The organism is Sunxiuqinia sp. A32 (genome assembly GCF_052690465.1).
Genome location: NZ_JBQYLI010000024.1, coordinates 58151 through 74675, shown reverse-complemented (window position 1 = coordinate 74675; position 16525 = coordinate 58151). Strand labels below are relative to the sequence as shown.

The following is a 16525-nucleotide window of genomic DNA, read 5'->3' as shown; positions in this document are numbered from 1 at the left end:
CATAAAATTTTCAAACCTGAAAAGTATCTCTTAAATTTAGATCAAAATGTGTCCAAATGCATTTGAAGTCAAACACTCAACACGATTTCAAAAACAATCGAATCAATGATGTACAGCTGGATATTCCAACTCAATAAGTGACATAAAGTCAATTCTCTTAATTTGTCCGTTCTCAATGGTGTACCCATTTGGTATTTCATCTGTCCATTTCAGGCCCGAAACTTTCTCCAATAAATAATTGCGATGCTCTTGTACGATTTCCTTATTTTCCTTTTTATAGGCAATGTTGTCCCATTCATTTGGATCAATACGATGGTCGTATAATTCTTCCAAACCATTTAAAGGATAATAGATGTACCGATAATCAACAGTTCTAACTGTGTAGGAAGGCCCCAAACCCAAATCTCTGTTATAAGGTGATTTATTCGTGACAATATCAAAATCGAATGCTGTAATTGCGGGATCATGATCGGCCGTTGGATCAGTTAATAGAGGAACCAAACTTTGTCCGTCGCAATGCTTAGGAGGCACCTCTCCTATCAACTCCGCCAACGTGGGATAGATATCTACTGTGCTTACTGGCGTTTCAACGACTGATTTTGATTTTGTTAAACCCGGAACCATCATAAAGAGAGGAACCCTTGCCGACTCTTCCCACAACGTAAATTTCTCCCAATTTTCTTTTTCCCCAATGTGCATGCCATGATCTGACCACACGACCAGAATTGTATTATCCTTATATTGAGAGTCTTCAAAAGCATCCAGCAATCTTCCCAACTGCGCGTCAGCAAAACTTATCGATGCCAGATAAGCCTGAATAACTTTCTTCCATTGATTGTTATCCAAAACATACTTATGCCATAACCGTCTTCCATGATCAAATGCATCTTCAAGATCATTCTCTTTTATCTTCAAATCAGGAATTGATGCCAAAGGATACATATCAAAATATTTTTGAGGCACCTCCCAGGGCATATGTGGTCTAAACAGGCCAACTGCCAGAAATAATGGTTTTTCGTGTTTTTGTTGAAGCTCATAAGCAGCCCAATCGACTGTCTGGGAATCAGCCATCTTATTATCGTCGATTGGTAGAGGTGCCCAAGTGAAATATGGATTTGGGCTTCGACCAACCCAATCATTATGGCGAATTAATTTATCACTTGCCCGAATCTGGTATGGTACCGGGGCACTGATATTCGGAAACCAAAAGTCCCAGCCATCAGGATCAGCTTGATTAATAACAGACCAGGGAGGAGCGACAGTATGGTATATTTTACCACCAGCCAATGTGGTGTAACCATTTTTTTTGAAAAACTGATCGATTGTAAATACATCTGTAAGTACAGGATTCTGCCTCCATTCCGGCCCATCATGATTTAAATAATCGTTAATATATGGAGGATTATTTATGATACCTGACCGAACCGGGTGAACACCTGTCATGATTGCGATCCGTGAAGGAGAACATACAGGAGATGCACATTGTGCATTTGTAAAGGTTACTCCCATCTTTGCAAGCCTGTCGAAATTTGGTGTTTTCACCCCCGGAAATCCATCCAATGGCGATATCCAATCATTCAAATCATCTACTGCAACAAACAGCACATTTGGCTTTTTGCTATCAGCCGAGTAAACATTTGAATCCTTTAACGGAGACCAAAGCAAAGTAACTAAAACAGGCAACTTAAAATTAACTAATATCGTTTTCATAAAAATGGAATTCAATAGGTTAGATAACTATAAAGCAAAACCAGAAATTACCCGGATCAAGCAAAATGAAAACATCAGCAGCCATTCATACAAAAGCTGCCGATGCTTATATTTTATCTTATTGAGAATGCCTTCATAAGGCTAATAGAAATTTTGAACTACTTTACTCCGAACTTATAAATACAAACGTGATAGTAATTTTCAGCTGGATTCAATACAGTACTAGGAAATTCAGGTTGATTTGGACTATCAGGATAATGCTGTGTCTCCAGTGCCAAAGATCCTCGATAGTCGTAGGTCTTTCCACATTTCCCAACAATTGAGCCATCAAAGAAATTCCCTCCATAAAACTGAATGCCCGGTTCTGTTGTCAGTACTTCCATAAAACGGCCAGAAGCAGGTTCATAAACAGTTGCCGCCAATTCAATGTCTTTGTCAGATTTTCGGTTCAGCACCCAATTGTGATCATAACCTCCACCATATTTCAATTGCTGAAATTCTACTCCCAACCTACTTCCTATTTCAGTAGGAATGCGAAAATCCATTGGCGTATTTTCAACCTCACCTAACTCTCCATTAGGAATTAATACAGAATCAACTGGAGTATATTTATCTGCGTTGAGCATTAAAATGTGGTCATTTATTGATCCATTCCCTTCGCCATGAAGATTAAAAAATGAATGATGAGTTAAATTGATAATCGTAGACTTGTCAGTAACAGCGCGGTGGGTAACTACAAACTCATTATCATCAGTGAGTTGATATGTCATATCGACACTAAGAGTCCCCGGATAACCTTCTTCGCCGTCTTTTGAGATATATCTGAACTCAATCTCGTTATCACTGATCTGCGTTGCATCCCAAACCACCATGTCAAATCCGTTAAAACCACCATGCAGGCTATTAGGTCCATTATTTAAAGGCAACTGATAAGTTACGCCATCAAGCTCAAATTGACCTGTCGCTATTCTGTTTCCAAATCGTCCTATAGTCGCACCAAGAAAACGTTCACCTTCGTAATTCACATATTCATCGATGTTATTGTGTCCCAATACTACATCTGCAAAGTTTCCATCTTTATCGGGAATCCAAAGTTCGACAACACGTGCTCCAAAATTGGTCACGGCCATCTCAAGACCATTTTTATTCTTAAGTATATATAGATCAGTCTGCTTTCCATTCACCTCTGCCTGGAAGTCAGCTCTTTTTGATTTTATATGTTTCATATTTTGGGTTTGGCATCCCACAAAAAGCAGGATGGATATCAGATAAATTAGTTTCATTTTTTTTTCGTTTAAATTCTAATCAGCTTCGACTGGAATAGTAATCATCGTATACGAATGTGCCGGGAAACTGTATGTAAACTCTTCACCTTTCACCTTCATTGAACTTGTTTGAGTTTTAACCATTTGTTTCTCCATAGAGTTCTCATCCTTAATGTCATTACCATTCACAACAGAGATAGTTGCTTCACCATTGAATATCCCATACTGACTAGATATTTCTGTTGAGATGGCAGTGTCTTTATGACGGTTTACAACATTCAGTATGATTTTATCATTCTCTTTGTCGTAAGCCGAAGAAACATCTAGATATGGAACCTCTCTATCTTTTACCTGATACGTATCACAATCAACAAAAGCATCAATTGCGGTTCCAAAGCAATTATTTGCAAACAATTGTAATGGGTAAAAAATAGTCTGGTAAAACAAACCTTTCTCCGTTGTAAAGATAGGAGCAATCACATTTACCAATTGTGCCAGATTGGCCATTTTTACAATATGAGCATTTCGGACAAAAATGTTCAGATAAGTAGCTACAACTAATGCATCTTCCAAATTATAAATCTCTTCATTCCCCTCTTGTCCTTGTGCGCGATACCACACATTATACTCATCAAATGCGATATAGATGGGATCTATCCTTTTAGCCTTTGACAATTCTTCGCGAATAATCCCTTCTGTAATTTTTATTGCTTCTTCCGCAAATTGCGTAGTCGCCATAAATTTATAATAGTTATTTTCCCTATTTTCAACATAATTGTGTAAAGCTATATAGTCAACATGATGAACCAGATATTCCAATACTCTTCTATTCCAATGTATCCAATCCCCTCCGTAATTACTAGAGCCTGCAGCAACCAACTTAATATCTTTGTCGATCCATTTCATCAATTTTGATGCCTCGAGAGCAAATTTTCCATAATCTTCCGCATTTTTATGCCCCATTTGCCAGTGTCCATCCATCTCGTTTCCAAGTCCCCAATACTTAACGTTGTGAGGTCCTTTGTGACCATTCTTTATCCTTAAATCAGAATAATACGTTCCTTTCTCAACGTTACAGTATTCAACCCAATTTCGTGCTTCGTCCATGGTTCCTGTACCAAGGTTCACACAGAAATATGGTTCTGTATTTACTTCACGACACCAGTCAATATATTCATCTGTTCCAAAGCTGTTATCCTCACGAAATCCCCAGGCTAAATCAATACGGGTTGGGCGTTGGTCAACCGGACCTATTCCGTCTTCCCAATGATAACCGGAAACAAAATTACCTCCAGGCCATCGAATAATCGGAACATTCAATTCTTTAGTTGCTTTCATCACGTCTTTACGAAATCCATTTTCGTCAGAAAGTGGTGAGCCCGGTTCGTAAATTCCACCATAAATACAGCGCCCTAAATGTTCAACAAAATTTCCATAGATCATTTTATCGATCTCGCCAATTTGTCGCTCAATATCCAGTTTAATTCGTGCCTGGTTATTTTGGGCAAAAGTGATACTGGCTGTTAAAAAAATTGAGATTAAAGCTATAGTCAATTGCCTTGCAATAGTTTTCATATTCATTTTTGTTGTTATAGTTAATAATGTGATATTAAGCAGTTAATTCCTTTTGAAGTTGTTCCAGAGATTTATTTTTAGTTTCAGGCAAGATCTTTAATGCAAAGAAGAAATTGAAAATCATTGCCAACGTGAAGAAGCCAAAAATCAGCATTCCGCCATTTTCAAAACCTCCAACTATTATCGGGAATATCCACGACAGCAATGCACTCCATATCCAGTGGGTTATACTTCCCAAAACCTGCCCTTTGGCGCGGACACTATTTGGGAAAACCTCTGAAATTATAACCCAGATTACCGCTCCTAGTGAAATTGCAAACGATGCTATGAATCCCATTAAATAAATCATCATGTAATATCCATGTAAAGTTCCAAAGTAGAATCCTTTTGCCACTAATGCCAAGGATATAATCATTCCGATAGAACCTACAAGAAGTAACTTTCTTCTTCCAACCCTGTCTATAATTATCATAGCAATCATGGTAAATACAAGGTTGGTGAGACCAATCAGGATAGATTGCATCAAAGCTGAATCCCTCAATACTCCTGCAATTTCAAAAATACGGGGAGCATAATAAAGAATGGCATTAATACCGGAAAGTTGATTGAATGTGGCAACCAGAATTGCCAACATGATTGGCTTAAAGTATTTACGCTGAAACAGCTTGTCGCCATCAATTACAGTAGATAGCGATTCTTTAATATCAAGCAACTCCTGTTTAATATTCTTTTCACCAATCTTCTCAAACACTTTTCGTGCTTTATCTTCGAGGTTCTTTTTCACCAGCCACCTCGGACTTTCCGGAACTGTATTCAACAATACTCCGAATAGAAGTGCAGGAACAGCCAGAACTCCTAACATCCAACGCCAGTCATTAGGTATCCCACTAAGACAATAATTTGACAGATAAGCAACGACAATCCCAAAAACAATATTAAACTGGAAGAATGCGACAAATCGACCTCTCCAGTTTGAAGGGGAAATTTCGGCAATATACATTGGACCAACAACAGAAGATGCACCAACTGCTATTCCGCCCATAAAGCGGAAAAACATAAAAGAATACCAATCAACTATTAAGGCACTCCCAAGTGCTGAAATAAAATATAAATAGGCGATCCAAATAAGTGAAATCCTACGACCGTATTTCTCCGCCGGCTTGCCACATACAAGTGTTCCAACTATCGTTCCTATTAACGCAATGGCAATTGTAAAACCATGCCAAAAATTAGATAAGTCATACACTTTCTGAATCGCTTTTTCCGCTCCCGAAATCACAGCGGTGTCAAATCCAAAAAGAAAACCTCCTAATGATGCCACAAATGCGACATAGAGCATAAATCCCTTAAATGATTTCATAAAATTCTTGTTTGATTTAGATAGTTAATTTATTGTTTTTTGATTTTTATTTTTTCTTCCGGATACTACGCCAAACTATACTCATAGCGGGCAATTACGTGATCCTGGTATACTTCGTCAAGTTCTACAAAATATCCACTCCAGCCCCACACGCGAACAATTAAGTTACGATATAATTCAGGGTGTATTTTTGCGTCAATCAATTTTTCTCTATTTATGGTGTTCAATTGAATCTGATGGCCGCCACGTATAATGTAGAAATGAACCAGCATGGCTAATTTCGACACGCTCTCCTGATTATTAAACACTGATTCATCAAATTCAAGTGTAAGCGGACCACCGTTAATTGTATTTTTCAAATCCGGTTTTGTAAAAGACTTGATCACCGAAACAGGCCCCTTCTGTTTCATGAACAGGCTTGGCGAATAATTTGCAGGGATTACCTCACCGGCTGCACGCCCATCAGGAGTTGCGGTCAATCCAGTTGAATGGTTTATATAAAAAAGTGCTGTACCCGTTCCTGCCCGATAAATACCGTCTCTCTCATTTTTCTTATTCTCCAGAGCTTTGTCAAAAGAATTCAACAGATCGCCAGAAATTGAATCTACATAATCTTCATCCTGCCCCATTTTTGGTGCTTCAAGGCGCAATTTTTTCTGAATCTCCTCATAACCTTTATAGTCATTTTTCAGCGCCTCCATTAACTCCTCATATCCCAACTCCCTTGATTCAAAATAATATTTTTTTAAAGCAGCCATTGAATCAGCAGCTGTTGCAATTCCTGTACCGTGGATACCATAATTGTTGTATTTTGCTCCTTGCGAAATATCTTTAGCATTCTTGATTGTATCACTCATTAACAATGATAAAAATGGCGACGGCTCGATGTAGATATTTTTGTGCTTTTCACACATTGCGTCAATTTTATTTTGAATTTCGCCCTCAACAATGCCATAAAATTCTTCATAAGTATTGCACAAATCCAGTCTTGGCACACTATTCAAAACACATTCAGCCAAAGACAACGCATCAATATTGGGAATATCCATTCCCAATTTTGGGATAATAAATTCCCAACAAGCAGCAACAGCGTAATCACAAGCATCTTCATGTGAATAACCTTTGCGAACCAATCCGGGGATAACAATATCGTCATTGCTATATTGAGGGAACCCTAATCCTATTTTTGTCAATTCAGATCCTTTCTCAAAAATCTCAAGCGGCGTGTTACTGTTCACGCGAATATTGATTTTAGGATCAATCAGGTTCAGTTCATAACTTGCTTTAAGACACATTTCCGACAACTCGTTGAATTGATCCTCACCGGCAGCATTGACACCTCCTAAAACCATACTCTGCCCGTTGTCTCCCTGCTGAATACCAGGATATAGATCGCTATCCTTGTTACATGAAAGGAAAAATTCTTCCAGCAAATCAAACGCTTCATCTTCCGTCAATTTTCCAGTTGCAATATCATTCTTAAAATAAGGGTACATATACTGATCGAATCGTCCAAATGTATTGTGATAATTACCTGATTCCCATAAGGTAAAATGAAGGATTCTCATTAACTGCAAAGCTTCCCTAAACGAACTTGCACCTTTGTCTTTAATGTTTCTAAGAACTTCACTTGTTTCCTCTTCCCCCAGGGATGCAGCATGATCAGCATAAACGTCAATAAATTTTTGAACGGACTCAATACTTTTATATACCGTATCCAAAAATGTTTTTTCACCTTCTAAAAGAGAAGAATCCTTCAACCTCTCCTGAATTTCATCCTTCCGTTTTGCAAACCCACTCTTTATGGTATCCTCATAATTTGGACAAATATTAGAAACCGTACCCCGTTCGTGAATAAAGTGTTTCTCTGTAATACCCCTCCATTCTTCTTCTGTATAAATCGGAGGAACATCTGAAATAGTCCGTGTTGCAACAATTCTTTCACCTTTCAGGATGACAGGCACTTCTTTTTCCAACAGCATTGCCAGGCATTGTTGCGACCTTTCAACATCACTTAACCCTTTTTCCGAAAAAAGCTTATTCACACCATTTAAATCCAACTCCTCCAAAGACCTTCTGTATTGATGGTGCTTGTTGTTGAAGATGTAATCTCTCAGTTCTTTTATACGTGTATTCATCTGTTTAATTTTTCAATTTTGGTTTCTAAAATCTGCGTATCAAATTCGGTTTTTCAATTTTGGTTCCACCGAAATTTAGTTCGCATAAAAAAATTTAATCATTTCGGTTTGTATGTAATGATGAAATTTATTTATGCTCATTTCATAGTACTAAATTTTTAATATTATTCTCTTCAAAAACATTGTAGATATTTGGAGGGACAGTCGGATCAAAGGAAGGGCTGTACGTCTTTCCAATCATTTTATGCTTCGCTCCCGCCGTTTTGTGATAAGGCATCAACTCAACCCTTACCAGAGATTTGGCATCCTTAACCAAGGATAATATTTTCAACATATTTTCTTCAGAATCATTAACTCCCGGAATTAAGGGCACCCTGACAATAAATTCCTTGCCTGATGAAATCAGATATTTTATATTGTTTTGAATTAACTCATTCCTTACACCTGTATATTTTTTATGTATCTCTGAATTCATATGCTTAATATCGATAAGCACGAGGTCTACAAGGGAAACAACTTCTTTAAAAACAGGCATTGGCACTTGCCCACTTGTCTCAATTACTTTGTGAATGGTATCTACTTGTTTTAAAAAATCGATGACAAAGCTGGCTTGAGCTAATGGTTCACCTCCGGTTAAAGTCACGCCTCCACCATTCAATTCAAAAAAGTCTTTATTCTTCATGATGATTTTCGCCAATGCTGTCGAACTAATTCTTTCACCGCAAATAGTTGATTCTCCATTTTTCACCATATTTTGTGGCTCAAATGAAATTCCCTCCGGATTATGGCACCATTCACATCTTAAAGGGCATCCCTTTAGGAAAACCGTTGTACGAATCCCTGGCCCATCATGAATCGCAAACTCCTCAATACTGAAAATAATTCCCTCTTTCATTTTAATACCTATTTCTGGATGTAAAATTAGGAATACATTTACAACTAGTACGAACTGGTATGGCTTTTTTATCCAAAATATCAGATGTTTTAAAACACATACCAGTTCGTACCTGTTTGACCGAATTATTTGTATTATATTTGCACTTTAAAATTTTTACCATGAAAGGAAACCAATCAAAATATAAGTTAATAGTAAACCATGTCATCGATGGAATTGAAAAGGGAGACTATAAAAATGGAGACTGGATTCCTTCCATAAACGAGTTTATTAAAAAATACAATTTATCAAGGGATACTGTATTTGCAGGGCTAACGGAATTGAAAACCAAAGGTATTATTGATTCCAATCCTGGAGTTGGATATTACATCATTAGCACTCGCATAAACCATCAGCAAAAAGTCTTTCTGTTATTCAATGAGTTCAACGTTTTTAAGGAAGATCTATATAACTCGTTTATGGAATCTGTTGGTAATTCTGCAACTGTGGATTTGTACTTTCACCACTATAATCGAAAAGTTTTCGAGACCCTTATTAATGAAGCAAACGGTAAGTACACTACCTATATAATCATGTCCGGGAAATTCGATGGAATTGATCCCATCCTAAGTAACCTTAATGGAAAGGTATACCTTTTGGATCATTTTCATCCAAAGTTGAAAGGAAAATATTCGTCAGTGTTCCAGAATTTTGAGAAAGACACTTATGAAGCTCTTGTGTATGGAAAAGATAATATTACTAAGTACAAAAAAATTATCATGGTCCAAAAAGATGAAAAAGAGCCTTATGAAAGATACTTCGGACTCAAAACTTTCTGCGAAGAATTTAAGTATGCACACGACTATATTCCTACAACAAAAACAAGATTAATTAAGAAGGGTGAACTTTTCATGGTGGTTAATGATCGCGAAATCGTTTATCTGATAAAACAGGCTGAAAAACAAAAATTTGTTCTTGGCAAGGATTTCGGAATTATCTCCTACAATGAGACACCGCTCAAAGAAGTCTTATTAGGTGGTATTACTACTTTATCTTCAGACTTTAATTTGATGGGGAAAACCATGGCAGGCTTGATTAAAAAGAAAAATATTCAAACCATTGAAAACCCATGGAAATTAACGATCAGAACCTCCTTGTAAATAATTGTAATGGAAATTTTTGTATTTGACCTGGATTTTACGCTTTGGAATGCTGGGGATACTTTTTGCAGTGAAACCAATCCTCCCTATCAATGGCATAATAATAAGCTGCTTGATCAAGAAGGACGCTTGATTCGATTATATCCGGAAACAATCGATGTACTAGAAAAACTTTCATCACAAAATAAAATCATTGCAGCTGCTTCAAGAACTCACCAACCGTCTTGGGCAAATAAACTTTTAGAATTATTTGATATCGATAGGTATTTTGCACACAAAGAAATATATCGCGGAAGCAAAATAGCTCACCTTCAAAATATAAAAGAAAGTTTTAATGTTCCCTTTAACAAAATCGTCTTTTTCGACGACGAGGAAAGAAATATTCAGGATGTGTCAAAGTCGGGGGTTGAATGTATTCATGTAAAGGCGGGCATAAAACAAGCACATGTAAATCAAATATTAAACAAGAACTAATCCGCTTATATTCATCTTTTTTGTGCATGTCTATTTTGTGTGAAAATTTAGATAACGATAATCGTTATTATATATATTCACGTATTTAAAAACATACCAGTTCGTACCAGTTTGTTTTATTTATATATTTGCAATATTATTTTTTTGAAACCTATTTTTAAGTACCGCCATTTTTAAATGCATCAATGAACGCTTTTTAAAAATTAGCACAACTAAAATTCGACAAACCTATAAAACTAACACTATGAAAAAGCTTGTAATCGCCATGGCCATTGTTACATTCACAACCATCGTGAGTGCACAAAACTCACCTATTCGTCTGACCGTTGATGCATCAGAAAAAATTGCAACGGCTTCAAAATTATTCAACGGAACAAACATTGAAGACATCAACAATCAAACAAATGGTGGAGTCTTCAGTCAACTTTTACACGGCGAAGCTTTTGAAGAAAATATCGAAACCGACTTTCTCAACCTGGATAAGGCTGATTATTCAAAAATATATGTAATGCTTGATGAAAGGCGTATTCCTCATTTAATTACTCAGTCCAATGTTTACAACCGCTTAAACTGGAACAGCCTTACTGAAAAGTATGATTTCAATAGTAAAGATGTCTACAATGCAAATCCATTTCAACATCCTCATGTTATTTCCGGATACCGCTTCCCTACCCGTTTTATGGTATTTGATTCAATACCGGAAAATATTCAAAAAATAATGCTGGAACGCGTAAATGGAAATGAACAAATAAGTAAGTTCTGGTCAAAGCTCACCAGTGGAAGTGCTCAATATGATTATAAACTTATCCGCGATGGCAAAGCTTACACGGGCCGCCAAACTCAGGGCATCACTTTTACCAACGGCACTGGCGAAGTAGGAATTACAAACCATGGCCTTTATCGAATGGGAATACATTTTGAGTCGGGAAAAACCTATGACGGAATTCTTAGAATTAAAGCTGAAAAGCCCACCACAGTTTACGTGTCACTACGTGATGAGCAAGGGAAAGTATTAGCAGAAAAGCCCTATCATATTAAAGGTGACGGCACCTACGAAAAAATGGAATTTGAGCTAACGCCCAAAAGCGAAGCACTGGAAGGAAGTTTTGGAATTTCACTAAAAAGTGCGGGCCATATTGAGCTCGGTTATGCATTTCTGCAACCGGGAGAATGGGGCAGAGTTAAAGGATACCCACTGCGTAAGACTTTCATCGATGCACTCAAGAAACAAGGTATTAAAGCTATTCGATATAACGGATCAATGGTAGATGTAGGTGCTGACACTTATAATTATCGCTGGAAAAAAATGATTGGCCCGATTGATGAACGACGAGTCACATACCGAAGCGGATTTAGCCCTTATGCAACCCACAGTTTTGCATTTGTTGAAATGCTTCAACTTGCAGAAGCGATAGATGCTGAATGCATCATAGGAATGAGCATGGACGAAACCTCAGAAGACATTCGTGATTTTGTGGAATATGTGAATGGACCAATTACCTCCAAATGGGGTGCTCTTCGTGCCAAACACGACCATCCAGAACCTTACAACCTAAAATACATCCAGGTTGATAATGAACGAATTATTAGCCCTGGGTATGTGGAGTGTGTGAAGAAATTTGCTCTCGCTGCCTGGGAATCTGATCCGGAAATGACAATTATGACATCTTTAAATATCGGCACAGATCTAAAAAACTATGCCCGCGGAACTAAACAATATGAACTATCATCAGAAATGGTTAAGTGGTTTATTGACCAGGAAAAAGGTGACAACATCGCATGGGACCCTCATTACGGAGGCTGGCTTGGTTTTGCAAACGATCCGGGATATACGCACGAAATGGGAATTGATCTTCAGGAAGAACTGGCAAAAGATTACCCTGGTTTTTGGCTCAGCCTACATCCAATGGAGGAAAATGGTAGCCGGTGCGACTGGAACAGAGGTTTAGCACATGCACACAACTGGAATAAAAATCAACGTTATGGAGATCATTTTGAAATGCTGGGAACAGCAAATACTTTCCAACCACACGGTTTGCACTACATGTGGGATCAAGGACGTATCCACTATAATTCTCACAATATCTGGTTCCAACCTTCAGCCTACATTGATGAAGCTATGATAACAAACTGGCTACCGAACGTGATTAAAACAACCAGTAATAATGAGAAGTTAGTCGATATTACTGCTAAAATAGATGACTCAGGAAAAACACTTTCACTGTATATTGTAAACCTTTCAGATCAGCCAGAAGAAACAATTATCAATATTGATAACTTCAAATATAAAAGTAAAGCTGACATCTGGACGATTGGCGGATGCGATTTGGAAGATGAAAATACTGATAAGGAGATGTTTAAAGTAGTACCAAAAACATCTCAAATTAAATTATCGAAGAATGATACAAAATACACTCTGCCAAAATATTCTTACACAATCATTTCACTAACCAAATAAAGTGCTGTGAAAAACAGGCCAGTTATTAAACTGCTCTATTAACAACAAAACATAAAAATTACATGAAACAAAAGGAGATTAAAGTTGGACTTTAACCTCCTTTTTCTCTGCTTATGAATATTGAAAATCCATACGTCTATTACCGATATCTCTTGCAGTCCATTTGTATGCATATTAGTTTTAAATGTAATGATACTGAGGTCTGAAAATTCAGAAAAACTATTCTTAAATTTAAATCTGGGAAGCTTATAGCTAACTTCTTCTGTTGCCTAATAAACGTCTCAAGACAAGTTACCCCAACGCCCATTAACTGGCTGAAAACAGGACTAATACACAATTTTACACTGAGGCAATGTGGGATTAAAAAAGAATCAAACTGTCCATTAGAATCTTCAAAGTGCCCTAAGCATATATTGTAGGAGATAGAGATGTGCCTTTAAACTATCCAGCTATTAAAAACAACTATATCAAACATCAATGCAATAATTTTATGATCTTAACGAAAAGTTAAATACATTCAAAAATACTATCAGGTGTTACATTTACACACTTGCCAATAATCCGCCATCAACATAAATCATTTGGCCATTTACATAACTACTAGCAGAGGATGATAAAAACAACAATACACCGATTAACTCCTCAGTCAATCCCCAGCGATTACTTGGTGTTCGAGAGCAAACCCAATCGGTAAATTCGGGATTCTCGTATAATGGTTTTGTCAATTCTGTCTTAAAATATCCGGGCCCTATTCCATTTGTCTGAATGTTATATTTCGCCCACTCCACTGCCATTCCTTTTGTGAGCATTTTTAAACCTCCTTTTGAAGCTGCATAAGCCGTTATTGAAGGACGTCCAAGTTCGCATTGCAGGGACCCGATATTGATGATTTTACCCGCTTTCTTTGAAATCATTCCTGCAACAACAGCCTTCGACATTTTATAAGCACCCGTCAAATTTGTGTTGATGATTTTATCCCAATCTGCGTCTTTAAAATCTTCCAGGGGGCTCCTATTTGTTGTTCCAGCATTATTTACCAAGATATCAACGATCCCAATCTCAGCTTTGATTTTATCAACGGCTTCGTTTACTTGTTCTGAGTCGGCGACGTCAAACTGGTAACCAAAAGCATTATATCCAAAATCTCGGAACTCTCGAACTTGCTTTTCAATCTTCTCTTGATTTCGGCCATTAAGGATAACGGTTGCCCCGTTCTCGCAAAGTGCCTCTGCAAAAGCTCTTCCTAGACCTCCGGTCGATCCTGTAACCAGAGCAATCTTTCCTTCTACTTTAAATAAGTTAGTGTATTTCATACCTTCAAAATTTCTACTTTAAACTTAAACGACCATCCATATCATTCTCATTAACAGCATCAGAAACCAAAGGAAATTTTATTGGTTTATTGTATCGTGTTGAGCGATAAATTGCAGAAAATAGTTCCACCGTTTTCCTTCCCTGCTCCCCCGTCACTATTGGATTGCGACCTTCTTTCAACGCATTAATAAAATCCTGGATTTGCTCTTTCATGTAATAAACAGTGGCTTCAATTTTCTGAAAATGATCAGAATCTTCATTGTTCCATTGAGTAAGCATATGCTCCTCTCCAGAAATAGTCCAAAGGTCATTCACCGGAGGCTCCAACACTTCAGAGCTACCTGCTATAAACATTGCGCCACCATCTGTCTGAACACCCACTGATGAGCCATTTTCTCCATGTATATGCACCTTGCCATGAATTCCCGGTTTTTGTGAATTACTTACCAAGATATTCCCGATTCCTCCGTTTTTAAACTTTACAATAACCACCGCAGTATCATCAACTTCTATATATGGGTGATTCAGATTGCGCCAAATGCCATATACTTCGTCAATATCGCCCATCATCCACAACAGAATATCTAGTTGGTGTGGCGCCTGATTGACTAAAACACCACCCCCTTCCATTTTCCACGTTCCTCTCCAGGCATCAGCGGCGTAATATCCTTCATCTCGCCATCCCAGCATCGTGATAGTGCCCAAAACAGGTCTGCCGATTTTACCATCTTCTATTGCTTTTTTTACTCGTTGCACAGGGGCATACCATCTGCGCTGACTTATCACACCCAACTCTACCCCATACTGTTCGCAAGCAGAAATCATATCATCACAATCCTTTAAAGTTGAAGCCAGCGGTTTTTCAACCAAAATATTTGCTCCAGCTTTCGCTGCGTCGATTACCGGATTTTTGTGAAAGGGATGAGGGGTGCAAACAACCACTAAATCAATCTGGTTTTCGGAAATCATTTTTGTGATCGATTGGTAAGCCTTCACCTTATATTTTGCAGCAAAATTTTCAGCAGTTTCTTTTGACCGACTCCAAACAGCAATCAGTTCTGCCTCTGGAATATCGTGAATTGCTTTGGCATGAAGGTGCGCAACTTTTCCGCAGCCTAGTATTCCAATTTTATATTTCTTCATTTTTAATGTATTAAGGAACTAAGAGAACCTTATTTAGCCCTTTTTCTTTGATATATAGTCGTTGAAACCAATCAGCTCCTTCCTGTAATGGTGCTACTGCTGATATCTGATCGTCAACACTGATCAGCCCCCGGCTCATTAATTGAAGTACTTTTTCATATTCTCCATTAATAGCACAACTTCCTTGTATTTTTAATTCCTGGGTAACTACTTTTTGCAAAGGCAATTCAATTTTTGGAGAGAGGTTTCCAACCAAGATAACCGCACCGCCTTTCCTCACCGAAACAACAGCGGTATTCACGGTAGGAGTAATCCCGACAGCTTCAAAAGCAAAATCAGCACCACGGCCATCAGAGAGGTCTTTTACCCTTTTCTCAAGCTCTTCATCTTTTGCATTCAATATAAAATCGGCTCCTGATTGTTTTGCCTGTTCAAGTTTCAATTCATCCAGATCTATTGCAATCACGCGCACCCCCGAAAGCTTCAGCAGTTTTACAATGAAGATACCAATCATGCCAACTCCAACCACAACTACAGTATCTCCCAACTGAATTTCAGCAAGTGAAACAGAATGAAGTGCAACTGCAACCGGCTCAACCATTGCTGCCTGCTCAAAACGCACATTGTCCGGTATGCGATACAAAATGTGCTGAGGAACTGTTACATATTCAGCAAAAGCACCATGCTTTCGATATTCGCCTGGTGAAACTCCAAGGACTTTCCTGTTATCACTCAAGTTATAATGACCATTCAGTGTGTACCAATCATCCAAAGGGTAAATAGTTGAATCAAATGTGACCCGATCACCCTGGTGCCAGTTTTTTACATTTTTCCCAACAGCTTCAATAATACCCGAAGCTTCGTGCCCCATAATAATCGGCGGAATACGGCGGCCAGTGCTCCCATCCATCCCGTGAACATCTGATCCACAAATACCGCAGGCTTTTACTCGAACAAGAACTTCATCATCTTTAATTTCAGGTTTTGGCACTTCACGATAAACCAAACTCATATATTCTTCCAACAACAATGCTTTCATTTTCTCACAAATTAA

General features: G+C 37.9%; 12 protein-coding genes. 3 read left to right on the top strand and 9 right to left on the bottom strand.

The features are described from left to right. Positions 1-102: 102 nt before the first annotated feature. The 6 genes from ACUNWD_RS18885 to ACUNWD_RS18860 all read right to left on the bottom strand — a co-directional run bounded on the left by ACUNWD_RS18885 (position 103) and on the right by ACUNWD_RS18860 (position 8943). Entirely contained in the window at positions 103-1710 is a 1608-nt protein-coding gene (locus tag ACUNWD_RS18885; protein ID WP_445589421.1) for a sulfatase, read from the bottom strand. Positions 1711-1868: 158 nt separating this feature from the next. Further along, on the bottom strand, positions 1869-2936 hold the full coding sequence (locus tag ACUNWD_RS18880; protein WP_445589420.1) for an aldose epimerase family protein: 1068 nt from the start codon (positions 2934-2936) through the stop codon (positions 1869-1871). 75 nt (positions 2937-3011) lie between these two features. Continuing rightward, a complete protein-coding gene (locus tag ACUNWD_RS18875; protein WP_445589419.1) occupies positions 3012-4550 on the bottom strand; it encodes an alpha-N-arabinofuranosidase in 1539 nt (512 codons plus the stop codon). Positions 4551-4584: 34 nt separating this feature from the next. After that, positions 4585-5910 carry a sugar porter family MFS transporter gene (locus ACUNWD_RS18870; protein ID WP_445589418.1) on the bottom strand — a complete coding sequence of 442 codons (1326 nt, stop codon included), beginning with the start codon at positions 5908-5910 and terminating at the stop codon, positions 4585-4587. A 65-nt stretch (positions 5911-5975) separates the two neighbouring features. Then, positions 5976-8048: a pyruvate formate lyase family protein gene (locus ACUNWD_RS18865; RefSeq protein ID WP_445589417.1), complete on the bottom strand. Its 2073-nt coding sequence runs from the start codon at positions 8046-8048 to the stop codon at positions 5976-5978. A gap of 142 nt (positions 8049-8190) precedes the next feature. Then, complete coding sequence (locus ACUNWD_RS18860; protein ID WP_445589416.1) at positions 8191-8943, bottom strand: radical SAM protein; 753 nt, start codon at positions 8941-8943, stop codon at positions 8191-8193. Between the two features lie 161 nt (positions 8944-9104). Here ACUNWD_RS18860 and ACUNWD_RS18855 point away from each other — a divergent pair, with 161 nt between their 5' ends. From ACUNWD_RS18855 to ACUNWD_RS18845, 3 genes are all read left to right on the top strand, one after another. Then, complete coding sequence (locus tag ACUNWD_RS18855) at positions 9105-10082, top strand: GntR family transcriptional regulator (protein WP_445589415.1); 978 nt, start codon at positions 9105-9107, stop codon at positions 10080-10082. 9 nt (positions 10083-10091) lie between these two features. Next, entirely contained in the window at positions 10092-10556 is a 465-nt protein-coding gene (locus ACUNWD_RS18850) for a magnesium-dependent phosphatase-1 (protein ID WP_445589414.1), read from the top strand. Between the two features lie 244 nt (positions 10557-10800). Then, positions 10801-13014 (top strand): alpha-L-arabinofuranosidase C-terminal domain-containing protein, encoded by a 2214-nt coding sequence (locus tag ACUNWD_RS18845; protein ID WP_445589413.1) that lies wholly within the window; start codon positions 10801-10803, stop codon positions 13012-13014. A 542-nt stretch (positions 13015-13556) separates the two neighbouring features. Here the strand turns inward: ACUNWD_RS18845 and ACUNWD_RS18840 are convergent. Genes ACUNWD_RS18840 through ACUNWD_RS18830 form a run of 3 tightly spaced genes read right to left on the bottom strand, consistent with a single transcriptional unit; the run spans position 13557 to position 16510 of the window. Next, entirely contained in the window at positions 13557-14327 is a 771-nt protein-coding gene (locus tag ACUNWD_RS18840) for an SDR family NAD(P)-dependent oxidoreductase (protein ID WP_445589412.1), read from the bottom strand. A gap of 13 nt (positions 14328-14340) precedes the next feature. Beyond that, entirely contained in the window at positions 14341-15471 is a 1131-nt protein-coding gene (locus ACUNWD_RS18835) for a Gfo/Idh/MocA family protein (RefSeq protein ID WP_445589411.1), read from the bottom strand. Positions 15472-15481: 10 nt separating this feature from the next. Then, a complete protein-coding gene (locus tag ACUNWD_RS18830) occupies positions 15482-16510 on the bottom strand; it encodes a galactitol-1-phosphate 5-dehydrogenase (protein ID WP_445589410.1) in 1029 nt (342 codons plus the stop codon). Positions 16511-16525 lie beyond the last annotated feature (15 nt).

What these genes read in the sequence shown, in the direction of transcription:
- ACUNWD_RS18850 (WP_445589414.1), top strand. Translation starts at nt 10,092, where the DNA reads ATGGAAATTTTTGTATTTGACCTGGATTTTACGCTTTGGAATGCTGGG.
- ACUNWD_RS18870 (WP_445589418.1), bottom strand. Translation starts at nt 5,910, where the DNA reads ATGAAATCATTTAAGGGATTTATGCTCTATGTCGCATTTGTGGCATCA.
- ACUNWD_RS18845 (WP_445589413.1), top strand. Translation starts at nt 10,801, where the DNA reads ATGAAAAAGCTTGTAATCGCCATGGCCATTGTTACATTCACAACCATC.
- ACUNWD_RS18860 (WP_445589416.1), bottom strand. Translation starts at nt 8,943, where the DNA reads ATGAAAGAGGGAATTATTTTCAGTATTGAGGAGTTTGCGATTCATGAT.
- ACUNWD_RS18885 (WP_445589421.1), bottom strand. Translation starts at nt 1,710, where the DNA reads ATGAAAACGATATTAGTTAATTTTAAGTTGCCTGTTTTAGTTACTTTG.
- ACUNWD_RS18830 (WP_445589410.1), bottom strand. Translation starts at nt 16,510, where the DNA reads ATGAAAGCATTGTTGTTGGAAGAATATATGAGTTTGGTTTATCGTGAA.
- ACUNWD_RS18865 (WP_445589417.1), bottom strand. Translation starts at nt 8,048, where the DNA reads ATGAATACACGTATAAAAGAACTGAGAGATTACATCTTCAACAACAAG.
- ACUNWD_RS18880 (WP_445589420.1), bottom strand. Translation starts at nt 2,936, where the DNA reads ATGAAACATATAAAATCAAAAAGAGCTGACTTCCAGGCAGAGGTGAAT.
- ACUNWD_RS18840 (WP_445589412.1), bottom strand. Translation starts at nt 14,327, where the DNA reads ATGAAATACACTAACTTATTTAAAGTAGAAGGAAAGATTGCTCTGGTT.
- ACUNWD_RS18855 (WP_445589415.1), top strand. Translation starts at nt 9,105, where the DNA reads ATGAAAGGAAACCAATCAAAATATAAGTTAATAGTAAACCATGTCATC.
- ACUNWD_RS18875 (WP_445589419.1), bottom strand. Translation starts at nt 4,550, where the DNA reads ATGAAAACTATTGCAAGGCAATTGACTATAGCTTTAATCTCAATTTTT.
- ACUNWD_RS18835 (WP_445589411.1), bottom strand. Translation starts at nt 15,471, where the DNA reads ATGAAGAAATATAAAATTGGAATACTAGGCTGCGGAAAAGTTGCGCAC.